This is a genomic window from Bradyrhizobium sp. AZCC 2230, assembly GCF_036924495.1.
In the GTDB taxonomy this organism is placed as follows: domain Bacteria; phylum Pseudomonadota; class Alphaproteobacteria; order Rhizobiales; family Xanthobacteraceae; genus Bradyrhizobium; species Bradyrhizobium rifense.
This window is the reverse complement of record NZ_JAZHRS010000001.1, coordinates 8,691,482-8,715,772: the sequence shown is the minus strand read 5'-3', so window position 1 is coordinate 8,715,772 and position 24,291 is coordinate 8,691,482. Positions and strand designations below refer to the sequence as shown.

Sequence of the window (24,291 nt, the reverse complement as noted above, 5' to 3'; positions counted from 1 at the left end):
TTGATAAGCGAACGGTTTCCGCAACGACGATTACTGTATGGGCTGAACCTCGCATGTCATCTTAAGGCGCAACTTTTGTCCCAAGTCGTGCTTGATGATCGCAAGGACTTGGTTTTGAAACCATTCGAGATCACTGTCGCTGTTTCCGTCGCCAATATCTCGATAGTCCTTGGACCGGTCGGAAGGTTCGACACTTATCAGCAAATTGAACAGCCCTCCAATTGACACGCTTCTCTTGTGGTAAGGGTCGGCTTCTGCGACCTTCACGGTATAAACCGCATAGGCGTTATCATAGTATCCAGCAAAGAACTTTGAAGGCGTGGCCAAGTTTTTTCCAGCGACAGATACCTCCTGTTTCTTTCTCGAAAACTCCTTCAGGTCGATGTTCGTAATGCCATTCTTCATGATACTTTGAAAATTAGCTAATACATCATCAAGAGACATCTTAGTTTCGAATTCACAATCTGCACCAAACGCGGCTCCGCCTTCTCTGATTTGAGGCGTGTCGTAACTTAGCACATACCAGCCACCCTTTTCTTCGTATGCAACGACGTTGCAGTTGAAAGGAAACCCAAGCCCGATCGGAGAGTTCATGATTGAGCAATACGCGTACGCCTCGCTGCCTTTCCGGTCGCCATGAACAACAACCGAACAAAAATCTTGCACTTCCAGGCATTGCCGGTTGGGTCGCTTGCCTACTTGTTCTTTCCAAAATTCGAGCGCATCCATTCCGCCAATCGCCTGATCCGCAGGAGCAAAAACGTGAGATTGGCTCTCGTGGCCAAGAACAACGGTGTGTTCAGGAAGTTCTGTCCTTTCCTTTGAAGACAGAATCCGCGGCGCGAACGGCTTTCGGCTCGCAAGGTATTTCGTGTTCCTAACTTTATCCCAGTTAGGCTCGCCAGGACCGTAAAAATAAGAAAGAACTGCAATCGGCCTCACGAACGCGAGACCATCTCCATAATCGTAGTCGCGTTTCGGCCGGCCCGTCAGCTTGAAGCAAGCCGCCTTCATGTCTGCAAAATAGCAATCGATTTTTTGCAATCCCTTCGCCGATTGGTCCCTCCAGATGGGAACGTCCTCAGGCCCAAACTCTAGCGATATCTGGTTGTGCGCGAAAAGAATCGTTTGGCCTTCCCAATCCACTTTCAACGGCCACGTCGAATCCGCGCGAACAACGTAAGGGACAAGAAATAAGATTGAGAAAAGAAGTAAAAGCCGGCTTGTTTTAACTACCACTGCCAACCTCGTCTTTCGCTGGAGGCGCGCCAAAAAGGTAACTTGAAATGATACTAACGGTAGCCGCAAGTAAGCCCAAGCAAACCGATAGATATCGACTTAGCGAATTGAAATCCATTCGATCAATGCGCGGTTCATTCGTAGCCAGCGGCCGATGCGATAGATAATGTGCAAGAAAAAGAGCCGAGACTGCCGCGATAAAAATCAAAAAAGGTCCATGGACTAACAATCTCATCATACCAACGTTTTGGGGGTCAACGTCTCGGCCGCGATTCGCATTGAACAAAAAATGAGAAGCGGCTCCTAGGTAACCGAAGAAGGTTGGCAGAACGATATCGATCAGCCTCAGGTTTTGCTCTTGGCCATAGTCAAATCGCATTCCGAGAGGTTGCGCTAAGATAAGACAAACGATCAGTACTCCGGTAATTGCCAAACTATAAATTACAATTGCCATCCTCGCGGATTGGGCTGGCGTTGTCATGCTGACTCCCTCATGTCGCCGATCGAGCGAGATGAAGTTGTATTGCTGCTCAGTGCAATTGTCGATCATTCTAGCGATGTTGCGCTAAGTCTGGGACAAGCTCCCCCAAAAGACCTGAACACCGCGGACAAAGCGATAAATTTTGGAAAGGTGGATGAATCGAAGGCCTGACGAGCGCGGGTGCTTAGACCGATGGGTCCAGCGAGCGGTTGCGGAAATGCTCAAATTCCCTATTCGCCACCAGCCCCATTACATCGTCGCGCCGAGCACCCAGGGCGCGAACTCGGCGCCGCCGAAATCAAAGCTTTCGCTCTTGGTCGGCTGGCCGGACGCGGTCTTCAGGATGAGATCGAAGATGCGTTGGCCGCAGTCCTGCACGCTCTCCTCGCCTTCGAGGATGGTGCCGCAATTGACGTCCATGTCCTCTTCCATGCGCTTGTACATGGGCGTGTTGGTGGCGAGCTTGATCGAGGGCGCGGGCTTGCAGCCGAACACGCTGCCGCGGCCGGTGGTGAAGCAGACGAGGTTGGCGCCGCCGGCGACCTGACCGGTGGCCGCGACCGGATCGTAGCCGGGCGTGTCCATGAACACGAAGCCGCGCTTGGTCACCGGCTCGGCGTAGCGGAGCACGTCAACCAGATTGGTGGTGCCGGCCTTGGCCATCGCGCCGAGCGATTTTTCCAGGATGGTGGTAAGGCCGCCGGCCTTGTTGCCGGGGCTCGGATTGGCGTTCATCTCGGCGCCCTCGCGCTCGGTGTATTCGTCCCACCAGCGCATGAGATCGACGAGCTTCTCGCCGACCTCGCGGCTGACGGCGCGGCGTGTCAGCAGATGTTCGGCGCCGTAGGTCTCGGGCGTCTCCGACAGGATCACGGTGCCGCCGTGACGCACGATGAGATCGCTGGCAGCTCCCAGCGCCGGATTGGCCGATACGCCGGAATAGCCGTCCGAGCCGCCGCATTGCAGCGCCACGGTGAGCTCGCTCACGGCGACAGTCTCACGCTTGACCTCGTTGGAGTCGGCGAGCGCCTCGCGCACGAAGGCAATGCCGGCCTCCACCGTCTTGCGGGTGCCGCCGACTTCCTGGATGTCCATCGCGCGCAGACGGCCGGCGAGCTTCTGCTCTTCCATCAGCCCGCCGATCTGGTTCACCTCGCATCCCAGCCCAAGCACGATGACGTGGGAGAAATTGACATGCCGTGCATAGCCGCCGAGCGTACGGCGGAGCAGCGCCAGCGGCTCGTTCTGCGTCATGCCGCAGCCGGTCTTGTGGGTTAGCGCGACCACGCCGTCGACATTGGGGAAGTCGGCGAGCGGGTTGTCGCCGGTGAAGGGATTCTTCTTAAAGACGTCGGCGACGAGGCTAGCGACATGCGCGCTGCAATTCACCGAGGTGAGGATGCCGATATAGTTGCGCGTGGCGACGCGGCCGTCCGGGCGGCGGATGCCCTCGAAAGTCGCCGGCAGATCGAAGTTCGGCGTCGGCTTGACGTCGGCGCAATAAGCGTAGTCCTTGGCGAAATCGCCCATGCCGATGTTCTGCACATGCACGTGCTGGCCCGGCGCAATCGGCGCCGTCGCAAAGCCGATGATCTGGCCGTAGCGGATGACGGGCTCGCCCACCGCGATCGGCTTGATCGCGACCTTGTGGCCGGAGGGAATGCGCTCGACCGTGGTCACGCCGTCGGCGACCACCGTCCCCGGCGGCAGGCTCGCGCGCGCGATCAGCACGCCATCAGCGGGATGCAGGCGGATGACGGGGCTGATGGTCATGAGAGTCTCCTTCGGAGGCGAGTAGCGAATGGTGAGTGGCGAATGGAAAAAGGGAATAGCACTATTCGCCACTCCCTATTCGCCATTCGCGAGTTGTTACGCCTTGCCGCCCGAATCCTTGCGGGTCGCGTTGACCTGCATCTTGGCGTAGGTCGTCATCAGGCCGACCTCGTTCGAGAGCGTCACCAGCCTGAAGCCCATGTTGATGGCGCGCGCCGCACCTTCGGCGCCGCTGCAATGGATGCCGGCGTTGAGGCCGCGCTTGCTGCACTCCTTGATGATCTTGTCGTAGATCGCGAGGATCTCGGGCTCGGTGCGGTCGAGCTTCGGCTCGAGGCCGTAGGAGAAGCCGAGATCGGACGGACCGATATAGACGCCGTCGATGCCCTCGACGTCGAAGATCGCTTCCATGTTCTCGACCGCGGTCTTGGTTTCCATCATCGGCAGCAGCACGATGTCGTCGTTGGCCGTCTTCTGGTAGGAACCCGCGGTGCCGTACATGCCGGCGCGGATCGGGCCGTTGGAGCGGACGCCCTTCGGCGGATATTTCGAATAGGAAACGAGGTTCTTGGCTTCCTGCGCCGTGTTGACCATCGGGCAGATCACGCCATAGGCGCCGCCGTCGAGCACCTTGCCGATGATGCCGGGCTCGTTCCAGGGCACGCGGACCATCGGGGTCACCGGATGCTTGTCCATCGCCTGGAAGCACTGCACCATCGACTGATAATCCTGCACGCCGTGCTGGATGTCGACGGTGACGCTGTCGAAGCCGCATTGCGCGATCATCTCGGCGGAGAAGCCGGAGGGAATGGCGAGCCACGCGTTGACCACGGCCTTGCCCGACTTCCAGATTTCCTTGACCTTGTTCGCCACGTTGCCTTCCTTCTTCGTTGTTTGGACGCGTGTTTTTTGGACCGCGCTGTTTGGACCGTCGTCACCAGCCGAGCGCCGCGACGGCACACCCTTGCTGTTACCGCGAACCGGGCCGCCGCGCTACGCTCGCGATGACGCAAGACCTATGCGCTCGCCCACTGGGTGCGGGCCTCGCGGGCGGCGACACTATCGCCGCCCGGGTGCCGTCCGGCAAGGGGACCCGGATTGGGACCCTGGACGGAACCCTCCCGGCTACGCACTCACCTTGGCATGGCCACCGAGATAGGCGGCGCGGATGGCCTCGTTGCCCCAGAGCTCGTCGGGCTTGCCGCCGAGCACGATACGGCCGGTCTCGAGCACATAGCCGTAGTCGGCGACCGACAGGCCCATGCGCGCGTTCTGCTCGACCAGCAGCACCGTCGTGTTGCGGCGGATTTCGGAGATGATCTTGAACACGGCCTGCACGATGACCGGCGCAAGCCCAAGCGACGGTTCATCCAGCAGCAACAGCCGCGGTTTTGCCATCAGCCCGCGCGCGACTGCCACCATCTGAAGCTGGCCGCCGGACAGCGTCCAGCCGAGCGCGTTGGTGAACTTGCGGATGTCCGGGAACAGATCGAACATCGCATCCGCCTCGCGCGAGATCTCCGAGGTCGCGGCCCGGCGGTTGGACGCGCCGAGCATGATGTTCTCTTTCACCGTCAGCCCGGGGAAGACGCGGCGGCCTTCCGGCACGTGGCTGATACCCATGCGGACGATCGCTTCCGGGCCGAGCCCCGCGATCGACTTGCCGTCGTACAGGATGTCGCCCGACGTTGGTTTTGCGAGCCCCGAGATCGCGCGCAAGGTCGTCGACTTGCCGGCGCCGTTGGCGCCGAGCAGCGTCACCACCTGTCCCTCTTCGACGGCGCAGGTGACGCCGCGCAGCGCTTCGATCTCGCCGTAGCGCACCACGAGATTGCGGATTTCCAGCAACGGCATCATTCGCTCCCGAGATAGGCGGAGACGACGTCGGGATGACGCAGCACGGCCATGGATTCGCCGTCCGCAATGCGGCGTCCGAAGTTGAGCACGGTGATGTGCTGGGCTGCTTCCGAGACCAGCGTCATGTCGTGATCGATGATCAGGATCGTCAACCCCTGTGCGGCGATGCGCTTGAGCAGCTCGTGCAGCTCGAGCTTCTCGGTCGAGTTCAGGCCGGCCGCGGGCTCGTCGAGCAAGAGCAGCGTCGGGTTCGACGCCAGCGCACGCGCGATCTCGATCAGGCGCTGATGGCCGTAGGAGAAGCTCGAAATCAGCTCGTTGGCGCGGCTGCCGAGGCCGACGAAGGTGAGCGCTTCCATCGCACGCTCGGTCAGCGCGTCATCGCCCTTCCCGACCATGGTATTGCCGGGCCGCTCGGCGCCGATCTCGACATTCTCCAGCGCCGTCATCGAACGGAACAGGCGGATGTTCTGGAACGTGCGGCCGAGGCCCGACGCAGTACGCTGATGCGGCGGCATGTGGGTGATGTCGGTGCCGTCGAGCACGATCTTGCCGGCGGTCGCCACGTAAAGGCCCGAGAGCACGTTGAGCGTCGTGGTCTTGCCCGAGCCGTTCGGCCCGATCAGCGCATGCACGCCGCCGCGCTTCACGGCGATGTCGACGCCGTCGACAGCCTTGAGGCCTCCGAAATATTTCGAGAGCCCCGTCACTTCGAGCACGACGTCGCCGCCGACCGTCGCGGGCTTGAGCTGCAAGGCCGCGGCTGCCGGCGGTGTCTTGATCTTGGCGCGCCAGCGCGTGAAGGCATCCGCGACAAAGCCCCAGATTCCGTCGGGCATGAAGCGGATGATCAGGATCACGAACAGGCCGTAGATCGCGAGGTACAGGCCCGGCACGCTCTTGAGGAAGCGCAGCCATTCCGGGATCAGAATCAGGAGACCCGTGCCAATCGCAGAGCCGATCGGCGAGGCCACGCCGCCGAGCAGCGACATGGTCAGGAACACGATCGATTCCGCGAAGGAGAACTGATCGGGGCTGACATAGGCGAAGCCGCCGGCGAACAATCCACCCGCGAGCCCGCCGAGCAGCGCGCACAGCGCAAACGCGTAGATCTTGGTGCGGAAGACGTCGATGCCGTTGACGCCGGCCGCGAGCTCGTTGTCGCGCACCGCCCGCATGGCGCGGCCAAGCTTGGTATCGGAGAGATGCCAGACCAGATAGCCGACGATCGCCAGCATCGCGACGCAGAAGGCGAGATAGCTCTGCGAGCTCTGGAACAGGTCAGGACGCTTGATGTTGGAGACGCCGTCGGGACCATGCGTCAGCCAGATCGCGTTGATCATCACCAGCGTGACGATCTGCTGGAACGAGATCGTCACCATCGCGAGGTAATGGCCGCCGAGCCGCAAGGTCGACATGCCCAGGAGCGCGCCGGCCAGCAGCGAGATCACGCAGCCGCCGACCAGGCACAGCCAGAAGCTGACCTGCAGATCCGTCGTGCCGATGCCGACCGCATAGGCACCGAGCCCGAAGAACGCGGCCTGCGCCAGATTGATCTGGCCGCACAGGCCAAGCACGACCGAGAGCCCGAACACCGCGATCGCGAATGTGGTCGCCTGGAGCAGGATGTTATGAACGTATCCGTCGAAGTTCATATTGGCCGCGAGCACGACCAGGATGGCCGCGCCGATGAAATACGGCAGATGCCGGACCAGCAGCGGCTTCGAGTGGATGGCGGGTGCCGGAATCGGCATGTTGTCGCTGGGGGCGCTCATGCCTTCTCCGCCACGCGTTCACCAAAAATGCCCTGCGGCCGGAAGATCAGGAAGGCGATCAGCACCAGGAAGGCGAAGCCGTCCTTGTAGGGCACCGAGATATAGGCCGCCCCAAACGTCTCGATCACGCCGAGCGCGAGACCGCCGATGATGGCGCCGGCGACGTCGCCGAAGCCGCCGATGATGGTGGCGGCAAACGCCTTCAGCGCGATGGTCGAGCCCATCTGGATCGAGACGAACAGCACGGGCGCGACCAGAATGCCGGCTAGGCCGCCGAGCACGGCCGAATAGATGAAGGTGATCATGATCATGGTGGAGACGGAAATGCCGAGCAGGGAGGCCATTTCCTTGTCCTGCGAGGTCGCCTGCAGCTTCTTGCCGAGCAGCGTCTTCTCAAAGAACCAGAAATTGAAGATCACGAGGCAGATGGTGACGCCGATGATCAGGAGATACTGGCTGTCGAGATAGACCGGGCCAAGCTGAATGCCGGGCGTGTCGAACCAGCCCTGCAGCACCTGCGGCTGCGGGCCGTATATCGCGAGCACGGAGTTCGCCAGCAGGATCGAGGCGCCGATGGTGGCGATGATCACAGGGAGATAGGTGCGGTGGCGCAGCGGATAATAGACACCGAGATTGAAGACCACGCCGAGCAGCGCCATGCCGAGCAGCGCGACGATGAAGGCCGCCCAATAGGGCAGACCGGCCTCGACCGCGACGACCATCAGATAGGCCGCGACCATGGAGAATTCGCCCTGGGCGAAATTCACCACATTGGTGGCACGGAAGATCAGCACGAAGCCGAGCGCGACCAGCGCGTAGACGGCGCCGATACCGATGCCGGTAAAGAGCAGTTGTAGGGCGAGATCCATGACAAGCTTCTGTTGGAGGGTCAGATTCGTCCACTGAATGACGTTTGACCTCCCCGATCCGAATCGGGGAGGACAATTCAGCGTCAGTCGTTGAACTCGATGTGCTTGTCGAAGACGATATTCCCCTTGTCGTTCTTCACGATGTTGTAGCCGTGAAGACCGTCGCCGTTCTGGTCGAAATTATATTCGCCCTCGGCGCCTGCGAATTTTTTGGTCGCCAGGATGGCTTCGCGGATCTTGGCGGGATCGGTGGAACCTGCCTTGTTGATCGCAGCCGACAACACGTTGATCGCATCGAACGTCCAGGAGCTCTGGTTGTCAGGCGCGACCTTGACCGCATCGCGGTAGATCTTGCCGAACGCCTTCGAGCCCTCGCTGGAATCCTCGGCATAGTCGGCGACGCCATAGGTGTTGTAGAGCGCGGGACCGGCGAGCTTCAGCGCGGTGATGTTGACGATCGAGGGCGAGCCAACCCACGGGATGTTGACGCCGAGCTGACGGAGCTGGCGGGCGAAAATGCCGAGGTCGTTCTCGAAGGTGAAGTAGGAGCCCAGGATGTCGGCGCCCGACTGTTTGATCGCGAGCACGACCGGCGTGAAGTCCTGGCTCTGGTTGGCGTAGCCCTGATCGAGCACCGAGGGGGCACCGAGCTTTTCCAGCGCGCCCGTCAGCGCTTTGCCGCCGGCGGTGCCGAAGGCGTCGGTCGAGTGCAGCACGGCCCACTTCTTCTTGCCGAGCGTGTTGACGCCGTATTCGGCGATGACGCGGCCGGAATAGCTGTCATTGGGGCGGAAACGGAACAACCATTGGTTGCCCATATGGGTGAGGTTCGGATCGGTACCGCCGATCATCACGGGCTTGCCGAGCTTGGTGACGTCAGGCGCCATCGCGTGGACCTGGGTCGAACGGATCGAACCAAGGAAGCCGACGATGTCGGGTTGAGAGGCGAGCTTGGAGAAGGCGAGCACGATGCCGGGATTGGTGGTCTGATCGTCCTCGACGATCAACTCGCCCTGCTTCCCCAGAATGCCGCCGGCCTTGTTGACGGCTTCGAGCGCGAGCTTGGCGCCCTTGATGGCGTAACCGCCGGATTCGGCGGCGGGACCGGTGACGGGCGCGCACATGCCGATCTTGATGGTCGCGCCCTGCGCATTCGCGCTCTTGATGAGGTATGGCGCGGCAATACCGGCAGCAATTCCGGCAGCGAAATCGCGTCTCGTCAGTCTCATACATTCCTCCCTGGGGCCGGGCATCCTTGTCGGCCCTTCTTGTCTTCGCGTTCATTTGGCTTTGTTTCTGAATACAGAGCCGGATGCTACTTACGGACTCTTCCGGCGTGAGTAAATTGATATTGAGATGTCATCGACTAAGTGCGGAGAGATCACGCCCCAGAAGTGATTAACACCTGCGGCGGCGATCTATTCTCAGCTGCTTTTCCAGGGGAATCTCGCGCAATTCACGTCGCGCGCGCTGCCCACGCGTTATGCAATGACGACAGTCATGCGTGACGGGAACATCATCATGCAAATTTGCCGCTACGCATCATCAGTGATCTCGTCACGCGTATCCGTGGAAGCGAGGCACAATTCCAACTCTCCGAGCATCTCCTGCAACTCGGCGAGCTTGCGCGCGCCGAAGCGCTGCGTGATCTCGGCATAGATCGCCTCGGACGACGGCGCGACCGAGGCCATCAGTTTCACGCCCTCTCTCGAAATCGAGACCATGCTGCGGCGCTGATCCGCCTTCGCGGTCTTGCGCTCGATCAAATTGCGCGCCTCGAGATCGCGCAGGATGCGCGACAGGCTCGGTCCCAGGAGAAACGCGGTGCGCGCGAGTTCCGTGACCTCGGCGCCGTCGATGGCGGCAAGCGCGCGCAGGATGCGCCATTGCTGCTCGGTCAGGCCGTGCTCGCGCAGCGATGGGCGAAATTGCCGCATCACCGCCTCGCGTGCCCGCAGCAGCGACATCGGCAGCGATCGCGAGAAATCGCGCATCGGCACCTGGCGCGCGGCAGGCGCGTTTCCGTTGGTGGGATCAGCCGGTCTCTTCGCCATATCGCCCTTTCAAGCCGCAAAAAGTTTGCAGTGCAGCAAGCCCAGATTCAGTTTGACGCATTCGCTTAACATGTTAAGTATTTCCGGGCACCACGATTTTGGTCGATCACCAATGGCGCTTTCCGAAGACGATATCCTTGCTTGCGCGAACCGTCTGCACCAGGCGGAGAAAACCCGCGTGCAGATCCGGCAGCTCTCGCAGGATTTCCCCGACATCACCATCGCCCATGCCTACGCGATTCAGAAGGCGTGGGTCGACATCAAGATCGCCGAGGGACGCCTGGTCAAAGGTCACAAGATCGGCCTGACCTCGAAGGCGATGCAAAGCGCGCTTGACATCAACGAGCCGGATTCCGGCGTGCTGCTCGACGACATGTTCTTCGCCGACGGCGGCCTTGTCCCGACCGAACGCTTCATCGCGACGCGCGTCGAGGCCGAGCTCGCCTTCGTCATGAGCAAGCGGCTGTCGGGACCCGACTGCACGATGTTCGACGTGCTCAACGCCAGCGACTTCGTGGTGCCGGCGCTGGAGATTCTGGACACCCGCATCGAGCGCGTCGATCCCAAAACGAAAGCCACGCGCAAAATCTACGACACCATCGCCGACAATGCGGCGAATGCCGGCATCGTCCTCGGCGGACGGCCGATCCGTCCGCTGGATGCCGATCTGCGCTGGATCGGCGCGCTCTGCTTCAAGAACGGTCAGCTCGAAGAGACCGGCCTTGCCGCCGGCGTGCTCAATCATCCCGCGACGGCCGTGGCGTGGCTCGCCAACAAGATCGCGCCGCTTGGGCTGGCGCTGGAGCCGGGCCAAATCGTGCTCGCGGGCTCCTTCATCCGTCCGATCGAGACCCGCAAGGGCGACACAATTCAAGCCGATTATGGCACCTACGGCTCGGTCAGCTGCTACTTCGCTTAAAGCAATAAGAATACACAGGGAGTGAAACCGCCATGCCGCATTTCACGATCGAATATTCGGCCAATCTCGATAGCCGTCTCGACATCGGCGCCGTCTGCGAGATCGTGCGCAAGGCAGCAGTCGCGACCGGCATCTTCCCGCTTGGCGGCATCCGCGTTCGTGCCATCCGCTGCGAGCACTACGCGATCGCCGATGCCGAGCGCGATTACGGTTTCCTCGACATGGTGCTGCGCATTGGCGAGGGCCGCGACCTCCCCACCCGCCAGAAAGCCGGCGAGCATGTCTTCCAGGTGCTCTCAAAGCATCTCGATCCCGTCTTCGCTGGCAGCAAGTTCGCCTTGTCGTTCGACATGCAGATCAACGACAAGGACACCAGCTGGAAGCGCAACAACATCCACGACGCATTGAAAGTGGTGGCCGCCCATGGATAAGCCCACTCCGAAAGCCGATGTCTTCCAGGCCAACCGCGAACGTGTCGCGCCGCTGCTGAAGAAGCTCGGAGCCGACGGCATCGGCCACATGATCGACGGCAAGATCGTCCCTTCGATCTCCGGCGAGAGGTTCGAGACGAAGTCGCCGGTCGATGGCGCGACGCTCGCAAGCGTTGCCCGCGGCAATGCCGAGGATATCGACGCCGCGGCGACGGCCGCTGCGCTCGCCTTCAAGTCCTGGCGCGACATGGGGCCAGCGATGCGGAAGAAGCTGCTGCATCGGGTCGCTGATGCGATCGAGGACAATGCCGAAGACATCGCCGTGCTCGAATGCATCGACACCGGGCAGGCCTATCTCTTCATGGCCAAGGCCGCGATCCGCGCCGCCGAAAACTTCCGCTTCTTTGCCGACAAATGCGCCGAGGCACGCGACGGCCAGAATACGCCGAGCGACGAGCACTGGAATATCTCGACCCGCGTGCCGATCGGCCCCGTCGGCGTGATCACGCCGTGGAACACGCCGTTCATGCTGTCGACCTGGAAGATCGCCCCAGCGCTGGCAGCCGGCTGCACCGTCGTGCACAAGCCGGCCGAATGGTCCCCGGTGACGGCCTCTATTCTCACAAAGCTCGTGAAGGAAGCCGGCGTCCCCGACGGCGTGCTCAACACCGTGCATGGCTTTGGCGAAGAAGCCGGCAAAGCCCTGACCGAGCATCCCGCCATCAAGGCGATCGGCTTCGTCGGCGAGAGCGCGACGGGCTCGGCGATCATGGTTCAGGGCGCGCCGACATTGAAACGCGTTCACTTCGAGCTTGGTGGCAAAAACCCCGTGATCGTGTTCGACGATGCCGACCTCGACCGCGCGCTCGATGCCGTCGTGTTCATGATCTACTCGCTCAATGGCGAGCGCTGCACATCCTCCAGCCGCCTGCTGATCCAGCAGAGCATCTCGGACAAGTTCATCGAAAAGCTGACCGCGCGCGTGAAGGCGCTCAGGGTTGGTCATCCCCTCGATCCCGCCACCGAAATCGGGCCGTTGATCCACGAGCGGCATCTGGCAAAGGTCTGCTCCTATTTCGACGTCGCACGCCAGGACGGCGCGACGATCGCGGTCGGCGGCAAGGCTTATGACGGCCCCGGCGGCGGACATTATGTCGAGCCGACGCTGGTGACCGGCGCGAGCGGCAAAATGCGCGTGGCGCAGGAAGAGGTGTTCGGCCCCTTCCTCACCGTGCTGCCCTTCAAGGACGAAGCCGACGCGATCGAGATCGCCAACGACATCCGCTATGGCCTGACCGGCTATGTCTGGACCAACGACGTCGGCCGGAGCTTGCGCGTCGCCGACGCGCTGGAGGCCGGCATGATCTGGTTGAACTCGGAGAACGTCCGCCATCTGCCAACCCCGTTCGGCGGCATGAAGGCGAGCGGCATCGGCCGCGACGGCGGCGACTACTCGTTCGATTTCTACATGGAAACCAAGCACGTCTCGCTGGCGCGGGGCACGCACAAGATTCAGAAACTGGGAATTTAGGGAAACGTCATTCCGGGGCGTGCGCAGCACGAGCCCGGAATCCATTCATCCACCAACACTGCTGCGCGATGGATTCCGGGCTCGGCTCTGCGAGCCGCCCCGGAATGACAGGATCGAGGGGAAACGCAATGCCCGTACCGCAACACATCTTCGAGCCGCCGTTCAACATCATCCGCTCCAGCCACGTCGTGCTCGACGTGACCGATTTGAAGCTGAGCCGCGCATTCTACGAGACCATTGTCGGCCTGCATGTCGAGGACGCCGACGACAAGTTCGTTTACCTGCGCGCGGCGGAGGAGCATCAGCATCACTCGCTGGTGCTGCGCAAGGCAGCCGCGGCGGCCTGCGCCCGGCTCGGCTTCAAGGTCGGCAATGACGGAGACCTCGACAAGGCCGCAAAGTTCCTCTCCGAGAACGGCCTTGGCTACGCCTTCGCAGACCAGCCGTTCCAGGGCCGCACGCTGCAATTCACCGATCCCTTCGGCTTCCAGATCGAGCTCTATGCATCGATGGACCGGCGGCCGCATCTGCTGCGTCGTTTCGACCTCTACAAGGGCTGCCATCCGCAGCGGCTCGATCATTTCAACGTCTTCGCCGCCGAGGTGCAGGACACCGTCGACTTCTATGCACAGCTCGGCTTCCGCCTCACCGAATATGCCGAAGAGGACGGGCCGAACGGGCGCATTGCGGCGGCCTGGATGCATCGCAAGGGCAATGTCCACGATTTCGCGATCACCAACGGCAAGGGCCCGCGGCTGCATCACTTCGCCTACTGGACACCGACCGCGATGAACATCATCCATCTCTGCGACGTCATGGCCTCCGCGGGCTTCGTGAAGAATATCGAGCGCGGCCCCGGCCGCCACGGCATCTCGAACGCGTTCTTCCTCTACGTCCGCGATCCCGATGGCCACCGCCTCGAGCTCTACACCAGCGATTATTTTACGGGCGACCACGACCACGAGCCGCTGCGCTGGTCGCTGCGCGATCCGCGCCGCCAGACATTGTGGGGCGCACCCGCGCCGCGCTCCTGGTTCGAGCAGGGCTCGCCATTCACGGGGCAAGCCGTGCGTGAGCCAAAGTTCGTCGCCGACGTGCTGGTGGCGGATTGATGTGGCGATGAACTCTCAGCCCGTCGTCCCGGCGAAAGCCGGGACCCATAACCACAGGGTGGAGTTTGGCGAAGACTCGTGGTTCGATACTGCTGCCGAACACAATCGATAGATCACGCGGTATGGGTCCCGGCTTTCGCCGGGACGACAAGGAATGAAGAGCAACCAATGAAGCTCCCTCGCCTCGCCACCTATTCCGTCAAGGGTGAAACCAAGTACGGCGCCGTCCTGGAGGGCGGCATCGTCGATCTCTCCGCGCGCCACGCAAAAGACTATCCGACGCTGCGCGAAGTCATCGCAGCCGGAAAGCTCGTGAGCTTCGCCGAAGAGGCCGCGGGCCGCACGCCAGTTCATGCGCTCAGCGAGATCACATGGCTGCCGCCAGTGCCGGCGCCGGAAAAGATCATCTGCATCGGCGTCAACTACCCTGATCGCAACGCCGAGTACAAGGACGGCCAGGACGCGCCGAAATATCCGAGCATGTTCATGCGGAGCCAGCGCTCCTTCGTCGGCCACGACACGCCGCTGGTGCGCCCGCGCGCGTCGGAGCAGCTCGACTATGAAGGCGAGATCGTGCTGGTGATCGGCAAGCCCGGGCGGCACATCGCGGAAAGTGCCGCGCTCGATCACATCGCAGCGCTGACGCTCTGCAACGAAGGCTCGGTGCGCGACTGGTTGCGCCACGCAAAGTTCAACGTCACGCAGGGCAAGAACTTTGATTCCAGCGGCAGCCTCGGGCCGTGGCTCGTGCCCTACATGAGGGAAGCGCAGCTTGCCGACATTCGCCTCACCACGCATGTCAACGGCGAGCTGCGGCAGGATGACCGCACCAGCCGCTTGATGTTCCCATTCCGCTACCTCATCAGCTATATCTCGACCTTCGCGACGCTGGTCCCCGGCGACATCATCGTCACGGGCACGCCAACCGGCGCCGGCGCACGGTTCGATCCACCGCGATACCTGAAGCCCGGTGACGTCATCGAGGTCGCGGCCGAGGGCATCGGATCCTTACGCAACGGCGTCGTCGACGAAGCCTGACCAACAACACGAATGGAATGATGCAATGACCACCCTCACCGGCGGCGAAGCGATCGTAAGCGGGCTCGTCGCCCACGGCGTCGACACCGTGTTCGGCCTGCCCGGCGCGCAGGTCTATGGCCTGTTCGACGCGTTCCACCAGGCCCAGCTCAAGGTGATCGGCGCACGGCATGAGCAGGCCTGCGGCTACATGGCTTTCGGCTATGCCCGCTCCAGCGGCAGGCCCGGCGTGTTCAGCGTGGTGCCCGGCCCCGGCGTGCTCAACGCCAGCGCGGCGCTGCTCACCGCCTATGGCTGCAACGAGCCGGTGCTGTGCGTCACCGGCCAGGTGCCGACGCAGTTTCTGGGCAAAGGCCGCGGCCATCTGCACGAGATGCCTGATCAGCTCGCCACCTTGCGCACCTATGTGAAATGGGCCGACCGCATCGAACATCCCGGCAATGCGCCGACCACGGTCGCGCGCGCCTTCCAGGAGATGACGTCGGGACGGCGCGGCCCCGCCTCGGTCGAGATGCCCTGGGACATCTTCACCCAACGCGCCGACACCGCCGCCGCGCAGGTGCTGGAGCCGCTGCCCGCGCCGCTACCTGACCCTGACATGATCAGGCAGGCGGCCGCGCTGATCAAGAGCAGCAAGGCACCGATGATCTTCGTCGGCAGCGGCGCAATCGACGCGCGGGAGGAAATCCTCGAGCTTGCCGAGATGATCGACGCGCCGGTCGTCGCCTTCCGCAGCGGCCGCGGCATCGTCTCCAATGCGCATGAGCTTGGGCTCACCATGGCCGCCGCCTACAAGCTGTGGCCGAAGACCGATCTGATGATCGGCATCGGCTCGCGGCTCGAGCTGCCGACCATGTCGCGCTGGCCTTATCGCCCCGACGGGTTGAAGAGCATCCGGATCGACATCGATCCGGTCGAGACGCGGCGCTTCATCTCCGACACCGCGATCGTCGCCGATGCCAAGGCCGCGACGGCCGGTCTCACTGCTGCCGTCAGCAAGGCCGGCTACAGCAAGACCGCCGGCCGCCGCGCCGCGATCCGCGAGGCGACGGCGATCGCGCAGCAGGAGATCCAGCGCATCCAGCCGCAGATGGCATATCTCAACATCCTGCGCGAGGTGCTGCCGGCGAATGCGATCGTCACGGATGAGCTGTCGCAGTTCGGCTTCGCCTCCTGGTACGGCTTTCCGATCTACGAGCCACGTACCTTCATCACCTCGGGCTACCAGGGCACGCTCGGCTCGGGCTTCCCGACTGCGCTCGGCGCCAAGGTCGCCAATCCCGACAGACCGGTGGTGGCGATCACCGGCGACGGCGGCTTCATGTTCGGCGTGCAGGAGCTTGCTACCGCCGTGCAGTTCAACATCGGCGTGGTGACGCTGGTGTTCAACAACAACGCCTATGGCAATGTCCGCCGCGACCAACGCGAACGCTTTGACGGCCGCGTGGTGGCATCGGATCTGGTCAATCCGGACTTCGTCAAGCTCGCGGAATCCTTTGGCGTCGCGTCCGCACGCGTCACCGCGCCGGATCAGTTCAAGGCGGCGATGGAGAAGGCGCTTAGCCACAGCGGGCCGTACCTGATCTCGGTCGAGGTGACGCGGGACTCCGAAGTCAGCCCGTGGGCGTTCATTCACCCGCCGAAGCCTTAATCGTCAACGCGTCCGGCGGAACGTCAGATTGATCCGTTTCCGCCCGAGCAGCGCGTGCTCGCCCTCGGCAAGCGGCGCCACGCCGTGATAGGCGAGCCTGGACGGACCGCCCCAGACCACGACATCGCCATGGACAAGCCGGTAGCGCCGCGGCTTGTCTGCGCGCGCGAGGCCCCCGAACAAGAAGGTTGCGGGCAGGCCGAGCGAGACCGAGACGATCGGCGCCGAATAGTCCAGCTCGTCCTTGTCCTGGTGCAGCGACAGCCGCGTGCCCGGTTCGTAGCGGTTAACGAGACACGCATCCGGCGCAAAGTTTTGGAAGCCGCCCTGCTCCGCCGCGTGACGGGCGAGGTCACGGAGCAGCGGCGGCATCGCCGGCCATGGCGCGCCGGTTCGCGGGTCGATCGGATCATAGCGATAACCGGTGTGATCGGTGATCCAGCCGCGCTCACCGCAATTGGTCATGGCGACCGACATCAGATGACCGCCGGGCGTGGTCATGCGGCGGAACGGCGATTGGGCGACGATCGCGCGCACGGCTTCGATCAGCTCGCCCTCGATCGGCTTGACGAATCCGCGCAACAGCACGGCGCCGTCGGCGATTTTTTCGCGCGATGGCTGTGCCTCGGCGACGCTGTCGAACAAGTCAGACGTCAATCGCAGTGCTCATTTGGCATCATGAAAGATCACACCCAGCGTGTGGCGCTGGCCGGCGCGAACCCGGCTGACGCCATGGCGCAGGTTAACGCGGTAGGTGCCGCGTGTCCCCTGCACCGGACGATGATGCACAGCGAAGGCGACCGCGTCGCCCCGCGCGAGTGGAACCACTTCGGCGCGGGACTGCATGCGCGGGCGCTGCTCGGTCAGCACGAACTCGCCGCCGCTGAAATCGCGGCCCGGCTCGGACAGGAGGATCGCGACCTGGAGCGGGAACACGTGCTCGCCGTAGAGGTCCTGGTGCAAGCAGTTGAAATCGCCGGCCTCATATTGCAGCAGCAGCGGCGTCGGGCGCGCCTGGCCCGCTTCGTGGCAGCGCTTGAGGAAGGCTGCATGCGCCGTGGGATAGCGGATGTCGATCCCCATCGCCTCGTTCCAGCGATTGGCGACGCCTTGCAGGCGCGCGTACAGCGCCGGGCGCAACTGCGCGATCAGGTCGGGCAGCGGGTAGGAGAAATATTTGTACTCGCCACGGCCAAAGCCGTGGCGGCCCATCACGATCCGGCTGCGGAAGTGCGCATCGTCGGGATAAAGTTCGGCGACGGCGCGACACTGGTCCGGCGTGAGCAGGCCCTTCAGGATTGCGCAGCCCTGGGAGTCGAGCTCGGCGGTGATTTGGGGCCAATCGAGGGCGTCGACGCGGGCGGCGAGGTCGATGGAGGGCTTTGGGGGCGATTTTCGTGCGGTCATTGTCATGGCAATCACCTTCGCAGTCCGACGTTCACCCCACCACCCGATTTCCGATGACTATCTCCTCGTCATTGCGAGCGAAGCGAAGCAATCCAGAATCCCTCCGCCGAACCAGTCTGGATTGCTTCGTCGCAAGGGCTCCTCGCAATGACGGTGGAGAGAGATCAACCCCTCACCGGCAACGTCACCACGTCGTACCCATGCCTGATGGTCCGCTTCAGCACCGGGTCCTCAAGCTCGAACTCGAAGCGATCCGCCGGGCGGATGCCGCCCTTGGCGGCAAAGGTGCCGCCAAACATGGCGCAACCGTCGGGGAATTTTCCGCCTTCGAAGCCGCGGGCGATGAGGTCGGCGACCGGCAGCATCGCGTCCAGCGTGCCTTCCTGGTAGAGCACGCGCTCGCCGTTGATCGTGGCGTAGGAGCGCAAAATCATCTTGTCCCAATGGCCGATCACGTCCTCCAGCTCCCACAGCGTGGAGGCGATCGGCTTGTCGCACATCTGCTTGGACACGGTGACATTATAGGCCTCGACCTTGCGGTCGGTATGGTCGGAGCCGCAGCCGACGAAGAGGCGGCCCTGCCATCCGATCAGCACGAACTCGACCTCGCCAGATGAGTCCCCGCCGCAGCACTCGATGCTGTCTTCCTGGGTCAGCCGTCGTGCCGAGGCGCGGTAATAGATCGGCGTCGAGGCCGGCCGGGCGATGCCCATCGCCTCGAGCTCGTCGATGTGCTTGTCGCGCGCGATCGCGTCGCGGCCGGTCCAGCCGGCGATGACCATCTGGTCGATCGCCAGCGTCAGCGGCGTGGTGGTGTCCCGGGCGTCGACGGTGAAAGTCAGGTCAAACACGAATGACGGCCTCCATGCCGGCAGCAAGTTCAAAGATACGACGATCCGATCCGCCCGCCCCTGCAAGCATCAGGCCGACGGGAACATCGCCCTCGCGATGCGCGGGCAGCGAGATGGCACAGCCGTCTATCATGTTGATCAGGGTGCAATTGCGCAGTGCGCGCATGTTTTGCGCGGTAAACGCCTTGTCGTCGGCGAGATCTGAAATCTTCGGCGGCGTGTTGGCGGTGGTCGGCAGCACCAGCGCGTCGTAGGGCGCGATGCGCGCGTTGACGCGGGCGATCAGCGAGCGGCGCTCGTTGAGGAGATCGATGTAGTCGGCCGCGCTCTGCGCCTCGCCGCGCATGATACGGACGGAGACTCTGGGATCGTAAACGTCGCCCTTGGACGTGATGAGGTAGCGATGCCAGGCATAGCTTTCGGACGCCGCAAAGCCGCCCTTGGCGTTCATCGGGCCGATGTCGTGGAATTCCGCCATCTCGATGCGCTCGATGATGGCGCCGTGATCGGCAAGCGATTTCAGCGCGCGCTCGAAGGTATCAGCCACGGCAGCATCGAGATCGTCAAGTGCGATCGTGGTCGGCACGGCCAGCCGCATGCCTTTCACGGGGCGCGGCTTCAGCGCGACGATCGGTTCGTTCGCGAGCACCGCGTCGAGAATGGCACAGCAGCTGACCGATCGTGCCAGCGGCCCGATGCTGTCGAGCGAGAAGGACAGCGGCACCGCGCCATCGAGCGGCACGCGCCGCTGCGTCGGCTTGTAGCCGACGATGCCGTTATAGGCCGCCGGAATGCGGCAGGAGCCGCCGGTATCGGTGCCAAGCGCGCCGTGCGCCATGCCGTCGAGCACGGAGACCGCGGCGCCCGAGGACGAGCCGCCGGGCACGTGGCCCTCGGCCCGGTTCCAGGCGCCTTTGGGTGTACCATAATGCGGATTGATGCCGATGCCGGAATAGGCGAACTCGGTCATGTTGGTCCGCCCGATCACGACGAAGCCGGCCTTGCGCAGCCGCGCCACGGTGGCGGCATCCTGCTCGGCCGGCGGGGAATCGTCGAGCGCGCGGGAGCCGGCGCGCGTCACCTGGCCCTTGATGTCGAACAGATCCTTGATCGAGACGGGGATACCGGCATAGCGCGACGGCGCGGCCTTGGCCTTGCGCAAGGCATCCATGGCATCGGCGGTCACGAGTGCTGCGTCCTTGTCGACGTGGATGAAGGTGCGCTGCCCCTCGCCGGCGGGATCGGCGATCTTGGCGATGCACGCCTCGACCAGTTTTCGGGAGGTGGTGCGGCCGCTTTCGAGGTCCTCGGCGAGCTTCGCCAGTGTCGGAAAATCGGGCATGTCTGTCTCACGGAATATTGCGCGCGCAATCTATAGCGCCGGCTCAGTTCGACACAAGCATTGTGCGCATGATGGCATGCATGCTGTCAGCTGGACCGTTGACGCACCATAGTCAATTGTCGCATCAAGATCGAAACGGGCAGGCGCGAAGCCTGTTCTCTGGGAGGACCAGCCGACATGGCCGAACCGCAGCGCGCGCGACCGAAACCGACGCCGGAAACCCAGCATTTCTGGGACGGCACGAAAGCGGGCGAACTGCGCCTGCAGCGCTGCGACGCCTGCGCGCATGTCTATTTCCCGCCGCGCCCGTTCTGCCCGTCCTGCGCCTCGCGCAAGGTCTCGATCTTCAAGGCAAGCGGCAAGGGTTTTCTCTACAGCTACGTGATCAACCATCGCCCCGCCGCGCCCGGCTTCACGCCGCCGTATGCAATCGCAGTGGTCGAGCTCGCCGAGGGGCCGCGGATGATGAGCAACATCATCGACTGCCCGCAGACGCCGGAGGCGCTCGAACTCGACATGAAGCTCGAGGTCGCGTTTGAGACACTTGACGACAAGATCACCCTCCCCGTGTTCCGTCCGGCGAAGGGGTAAACCATGCGCAGCAACCAGGTTGCCATCGTCGGCGCCGCCGAGACCACTGAGCTCGGCGTCATCCCCAACATGTCGCAGCTCCAGCTTCATGCGGATGCGGCACTCAACGCCATCGCCGATGCCGGGCTGAAACTGTCCGACATCGACGGCTTCGCCACCGCGGTCGAGACGCCGCAGCAGGTCTGTCACTATCTCGGCATCAAGCCGACCTGGGTCGACGGCACCTCTGTCGGCGGCTGCTCGTTCATGCTGCATGTTCGCCATGCGGCAGCTGCGATCGAGGCCGGTCTTTGCAAGACCGTGCTGATCACGCATGCCGAGAGCGGCAAGTCGATGATCGGCAAGGCGCCGCGCTCGATCCCCGCCGACAGCCTGCAAGGCCAGTTCGAGGCGCCCTTCGGCGTCTACGGTCCGCCCAGCATGTTCCCGATCCCCGTGCTGCGCTTCATGAAGACCTACGGCATTACCCACGAGCAGCTGGCCTCGGTCGCGGTGGTGCAGCGGGAATGGGCCGCGAAGAATCCGCGGGCGATGATGAAGGACCCGATCACGGTGGCCGACGTCCTCAACTCGCGCATGATCGCCTATCCGTTCCGGCTGCTGCAGTGTTGCCTCGTCACCGACGGCGGCGGCGCGCTGATCCTGACCTCGGCCGACCGCGCCAGTGACTTTCCACGCAAGCCGGTCTACATCATGGGCACCGGCGAGAGCGTCGAGACGCCGATGGTCAGCCAGATGGAGACGTTCAACTCCTCGCGCGCGTTCAAGACGGCTGGTCCCCTCGCCTTCGAGGAAGCTGGCATTGCGCACAAAGACGTCGATCATCTCATGATCTACGACGCCTTTGCGCATCTGCCGCTGTTCGGCCTCGGCGACCTCGGCTTCATGCCGCACGAGGAGACCGGCCAATTCATCGCCGACGGCAACACCCGCGCCGGCGGCAAGCTCCCGCTCAACACCAACGGCGGCGGCTTGAGCTACATGCATTCGGGCATGTACGGCATGTACGCGCTCCAGGAGAGCGTGCGCCAGATGCGCGGCATCGCGCCGGCGCAGGTGCCGAACGCGAAGATTTCAGTGTGCCACGGCGTCGGCGGCATGTTCGCCGCCAGTGGCACGATCGTGTTTACGAACGAGAGGTAATCCACATGAGCAAATCACTGCAGGACAAGGTCGTCATCGTCACCGGCGCAGGCCGCGGCATCGGGCGCGAGATCGCGCTGCTTTGCGCGGCGGAAGGCGCCAAGGTCGTCGTCAACGATCCCGGCGGGGCCGCCGATGGCGCCGGTTCCAGCGCTTCGCCTGCCGAGGAGGTGGTGGAGGAGATCAAGAAGCGCGGCGGCATCGCCGTCCCCAATTTCGAAAGCGTCGCAGAAGCCGTCCCGGCGAGCAAGATCGTGAAGACCGCGACCGATCATTTCGGCCGGCTCGACGGCGTCGTCAACAACGCCGGTATCCTGCGCGACATGATCTTCCACAAGATGAGCGTGGAGGCGTTCGAGGCCGTCATCAAGGTTCATCTGATGGGCTCGTTCTATGTCAGCCACGCCGCCGCGCGCATCTTCCGCGAGCAGGAGTCTGGCTCCTTCGTGCACTTCACGTCGACCTCGGGCCTGATCGGCAACTTTGGCCAGGCCAACTACGCCGCCGCCAAGCTCGGCATCATCGGGCTGTCCAAATCGATCGCACTCGACATGGGCCGCTTCAACGTCCGCTCGAACTGCGTCTCGCCGTTCGCCTGGACCCGCATGATCGGCACCATTCCGACCGAGACCGAAGCCGAGAAGGCGCGCGTCGAGAAGATCAAGCAGATGGGTCCGGAGAAGATCGCGCCGATCTGTGCCTATCTGCTCTCCGATGCCGCCAAGGACGTCTCCGGCCAGATCTTCGGCGCGCGCATGAACGAGCTGTTCCTGTTCAGCCAGAACCGCCCATTGCGCTCGGTCCATCGTAGTGAAGGCTGGACGCCGCAATCGATCGCGGAACACGGCATGCCGGCGCTGAAGGGCTCTTTCTACAAGCTCGACCGCTCCGCCGACATCTTCCCGTGGGATCCCGTCTAGCCACATTTTTGGCATTCCTGCGCCGCGATCTTTGGTTGTCTTGTCCAGAGATCGCCCCGCTTTATGCCTGAATGCGGGCGAATGGTGTCCTCCCAACACAACTTTGGGAGGAAACCATGACAAGAATACTGACCAACCCCAACGACAACTCTTCCACAACGGAACCCGGCGGCCTCGGTCGCCGCGATATTTTGAGAGGCGCGGCGGTGCTCGCCGCGTCCACTGTGCTCGCCTCAGGCGCCGACGCGCGCGACTTCGGCGCCAATGCCGAGCCGCAGCGCTATCCCGATCCCGATATCATCGCCATCGACCCCAAACGCTTCAAGGCCAAGGTCGGCAACACCTCGATCAAGCGGCTCTACACCGGCTGCCTGTGGGCGGAAGGACCGGCCTGGAACGCCCAGGGGCAATATCTCCTCTGGAGCGACATCCCTGCCAACCGACAGCTGCGCTACCTCGACGACGACGGCCACATCTCCGAACAGTTCCACAAGCCGTCAAACGAGGGCAACGGCAATTCGTTCGACACCGAGGGACGCCAGATCACCGCCGAGCGCACCCGCCTCGTCCGCTACGAGCACGACGGTTCGGTGACGGCGCTCGCCGAGCAGGCCAACGGCAAGCCGCTCAACGGCCCGAACGACATGGTCGTGCATCCCAACGACAAGTCGATCTGGTTCACCGATCCCGGCTACGGCGCGATCAGCATCTACGAGGGCAAGCTCGCCAATACCGGCTCGCTGCAGCCCTACCAGAAAGAAGCCGTCTATCGCCTCGACGCGCAGTCCGGCCAGCTGACCAAGGTCGCCGACGAGCCGTTCAAGCCGAACGGCATCGCCTTCTCCCACGACTACAAAAAGGTCTATGTCTGCGACACCGGCATCACACACTATCCGCAGGCGGAAAACGTGGTGTGGTCCTACGATCTCGACGGTCAAAAGCTATCGAATCCGAAGCGGCTGATCGACATGAAGCTCGACGGCAAGTCGGGCTTCCCCGACGGCCTGCGTGCCGACACCGAAGGCAATATCTGGGTCGGTGCCGGCTGGGTCGGCCCGGGCTATGACGGCGTTCAGGTGTTCGCATCGACCGACGGCGCACGCATCGGCCAGATCCTGCTGCCCGAGACCTGCGCCAATCTCTGCTTCGGCGGCAAGAAGCGCAACCGCCTGTTCATGACCGCGAGCCAGTCGCTCTATTCGGTCTATGTGGAGACGCAGGGCGCGCATTTCTGCTGATGTGAGGCGAATGGTGAGTGGCGAATGGCGAATGGAATCCATTCGCTACTCCCTATTCGCCATTCGCCA

Annotated in this window: 23 protein-coding genes; 10 read left to right on the top strand and 13 right to left on the bottom strand. The window is 63.0% G+C overall.

Annotated elements, in window-relative coordinates:
- Nucleotides 1-30 precede the first annotated feature (30 nt).
- The 9 genes from V1280_RS41480 to hpaR all read right to left on the bottom strand — a co-directional run bounded on the left by V1280_RS41480 (nucleotide 31) and on the right by hpaR (nucleotide 10,048).
- The gene (locus tag V1280_RS41480; protein WP_334536573.1) at nucleotides 31-1,239 is read right to left on the bottom strand and encodes a hypothetical protein; all 1,209 of its coding nucleotides are present in this window, start codon (nucleotides 1,237-1,239) and stop codon (nucleotides 31-33) included.
- On the bottom strand, nucleotides 1,229-1,720 hold the full coding sequence (locus V1280_RS41475; protein WP_334536572.1) for a hypothetical protein: 492 nt from the start codon (nucleotides 1,718-1,720) through the stop codon (nucleotides 1,229-1,231). Before V1280_RS41475 ends, V1280_RS41480 begins: the two co-directional genes overlap by 11 nt.
- Before the next feature lie 249 nt (nucleotides 1,721-1,969).
- On the bottom strand, nucleotides 1,970-3,493 hold the full coding sequence (locus V1280_RS41470; RefSeq protein ID WP_334536570.1) for a UxaA family hydrolase: 1,524 nt from the start codon (nucleotides 3,491-3,493) through the stop codon (nucleotides 1,970-1,972).
- A gap of 96 nt (nucleotides 3,494-3,589) precedes the next feature.
- Complete coding sequence (locus V1280_RS41465; protein WP_334536569.1) at nucleotides 3,590-4,366, bottom strand: HpcH/HpaI aldolase family protein; 777 nt, start codon at nucleotides 4,364-4,366, stop codon at nucleotides 3,590-3,592.
- 252 nt (nucleotides 4,367-4,618) lie between these two features.
- Complete coding sequence (locus V1280_RS41460; RefSeq protein WP_148774473.1) at nucleotides 4,619-5,347, bottom strand: ABC transporter ATP-binding protein; 729 nt, start codon at nucleotides 5,345-5,347, stop codon at nucleotides 4,619-4,621.
- Nucleotides 5,347-7,125: a branched-chain amino acid ABC transporter ATP-binding protein/permease gene (locus V1280_RS41455; protein WP_334536567.1), complete on the bottom strand. Its 1,779-nt coding sequence runs from the start codon at nucleotides 7,123-7,125 to the stop codon at nucleotides 5,347-5,349. Before V1280_RS41455 ends, V1280_RS41460 begins: the two co-directional genes overlap by 1 nt.
- Complete coding sequence (locus V1280_RS41450; RefSeq protein WP_234681350.1) at nucleotides 7,122-7,994, bottom strand: branched-chain amino acid ABC transporter permease; 873 nt, start codon at nucleotides 7,992-7,994, stop codon at nucleotides 7,122-7,124. Before V1280_RS41450 ends, V1280_RS41455 begins: the two co-directional genes overlap by 4 nt.
- Before the next feature lie 83 nt (nucleotides 7,995-8,077).
- Nucleotides 8,078-9,223: an ABC transporter substrate-binding protein gene (locus V1280_RS41445; RefSeq protein ID WP_334536564.1), complete on the bottom strand. Its 1,146-nt coding sequence runs from the start codon at nucleotides 9,221-9,223 to the stop codon at nucleotides 8,078-8,080.
- Between the two features lie 306 nt (nucleotides 9,224-9,529).
- On the bottom strand, nucleotides 9,530-10,048 hold the full coding sequence (gene hpaR, locus V1280_RS41440) for a homoprotocatechuate degradation operon regulator HpaR (protein WP_334536563.1): 519 nt from the start codon (nucleotides 10,046-10,048) through the stop codon (nucleotides 9,530-9,532).
- A 112-nt stretch (nucleotides 10,049-10,160) separates the two neighbouring features.
- Between hpaR and hpaH the strand changes: the two genes are divergently transcribed.
- The 6 genes from hpaH to V1280_RS41410 all read left to right on the top strand — a co-directional run bounded on the left by hpaH (nucleotide 10,161) and on the right by V1280_RS41410 (nucleotide 16,730).
- Complete coding sequence (gene hpaH, locus V1280_RS41435; protein ID WP_334536562.1) at nucleotides 10,161-10,967, top strand: 2-oxo-hept-4-ene-1,7-dioate hydratase; 807 nt, start codon at nucleotides 10,161-10,163, stop codon at nucleotides 10,965-10,967.
- A gap of 32 nt (nucleotides 10,968-10,999) precedes the next feature.
- Entirely contained in the window at nucleotides 11,000-11,398 is a 399-nt protein-coding gene (locus V1280_RS41430) for a 5-carboxymethyl-2-hydroxymuconate Delta-isomerase (protein ID WP_334536560.1), read from the top strand.
- Nucleotides 11,391-12,929 (top strand): 5-carboxymethyl-2-hydroxymuconate semialdehyde dehydrogenase, encoded by a 1,539-nt coding sequence (gene hpaE, locus V1280_RS41425; RefSeq protein ID WP_334536558.1) that lies wholly within the window; start codon nucleotides 11,391-11,393, stop codon nucleotides 12,927-12,929. Before V1280_RS41430 ends, hpaE begins: the two co-directional genes overlap by 8 nt.
- A 128-nt stretch (nucleotides 12,930-13,057) precedes the next feature.
- A complete protein-coding gene (gene hpaD / locus V1280_RS41420) occupies nucleotides 13,058-14,041 on the top strand; it encodes a 3,4-dihydroxyphenylacetate 2,3-dioxygenase (protein WP_334536557.1) in 984 nt (327 codons plus the stop codon).
- A 168-nt stretch (nucleotides 14,042-14,209) separates the two neighbouring features.
- A complete protein-coding gene (locus V1280_RS41415) occupies nucleotides 14,210-15,079 on the top strand; it encodes a fumarylacetoacetate hydrolase family protein (protein ID WP_334536556.1) in 870 nt (289 codons plus the stop codon).
- 25 nt (nucleotides 15,080-15,104) lie between these two features.
- Nucleotides 15,105-16,730, top strand: coding sequence for a thiamine pyrophosphate-dependent enzyme (locus V1280_RS41410; protein ID WP_334536555.1), 1,626 nt, complete (start codon nucleotides 15,105-15,107; stop codon nucleotides 16,728-16,730).
- Nucleotides 16,731-16,733: 3 nt separating this feature from the next.
- On the opposite strand, the gene alkB is transcribed toward V1280_RS41410, so the two are convergent.
- From alkB to V1280_RS41390, 4 genes are all read right to left on the bottom strand, one after another.
- Nucleotides 16,734-17,387, bottom strand: a complete 654-nt coding sequence (gene alkB / locus V1280_RS41405; protein ID WP_334536554.1) for a DNA oxidative demethylase AlkB — start codon at nucleotides 17,385-17,387, stop codon at nucleotides 16,734-16,736.
- 9 nt (nucleotides 17,388-17,396) lie between these two features.
- Entirely contained in the window at nucleotides 17,397-18,143 is a 747-nt protein-coding gene (locus V1280_RS41400) for a 2OG-Fe(II) oxygenase (protein ID WP_334536553.1), read from the bottom strand.
- Nucleotides 18,144-18,301: 158 nt separating this feature from the next.
- Nucleotides 18,302-18,988: a DUF2848 domain-containing protein gene (locus V1280_RS41395; protein WP_334536552.1), complete on the bottom strand. Its 687-nt coding sequence runs from the start codon at nucleotides 18,986-18,988 to the stop codon at nucleotides 18,302-18,304.
- Entirely contained in the window at nucleotides 18,981-20,330 is a 1,350-nt protein-coding gene (locus V1280_RS41390; protein WP_334536550.1) for an amidase, read from the bottom strand. Before V1280_RS41390 ends, V1280_RS41395 begins: the two co-directional genes overlap by 8 nt.
- Nucleotides 20,331-20,507: 177 nt before the next feature.
- Between V1280_RS41390 and V1280_RS41385 the strand changes: the two genes are divergently transcribed.
- The 4 genes from V1280_RS41385 to V1280_RS41370 all read left to right on the top strand — a co-directional run bounded on the left by V1280_RS41385 (nucleotide 20,508) and on the right by V1280_RS41370 (nucleotide 24,222).
- A complete protein-coding gene (locus V1280_RS41385) occupies nucleotides 20,508-20,921 on the top strand; it encodes a Zn-ribbon domain-containing OB-fold protein (protein WP_334536548.1) in 414 nt (137 codons plus the stop codon).
- A 3-nt stretch (nucleotides 20,922-20,924) separates the two neighbouring features.
- A complete protein-coding gene (locus tag V1280_RS41380) occupies nucleotides 20,925-22,064 on the top strand; it encodes a thiolase C-terminal domain-containing protein (RefSeq protein WP_334536547.1) in 1,140 nt (379 codons plus the stop codon).
- A 5-nt stretch (nucleotides 22,065-22,069) separates the two neighbouring features.
- The gene (locus V1280_RS41375) at nucleotides 22,070-22,984 is read left to right on the top strand and encodes an SDR family oxidoreductase (protein WP_148774456.1); all 915 of its coding nucleotides are present in this window, start codon (nucleotides 22,070-22,072) and stop codon (nucleotides 22,982-22,984) included.
- Nucleotides 22,985-23,100: 116 nt separating this feature from the next.
- On the top strand, nucleotides 23,101-24,222 hold the full coding sequence (locus V1280_RS41370; protein ID WP_334536546.1) for an SMP-30/gluconolactonase/LRE family protein: 1,122 nt from the start codon (nucleotides 23,101-23,103) through the stop codon (nucleotides 24,220-24,222).
- The last annotated feature ends 69 nt before the right edge of the window (nucleotides 24,223-24,291 follow it).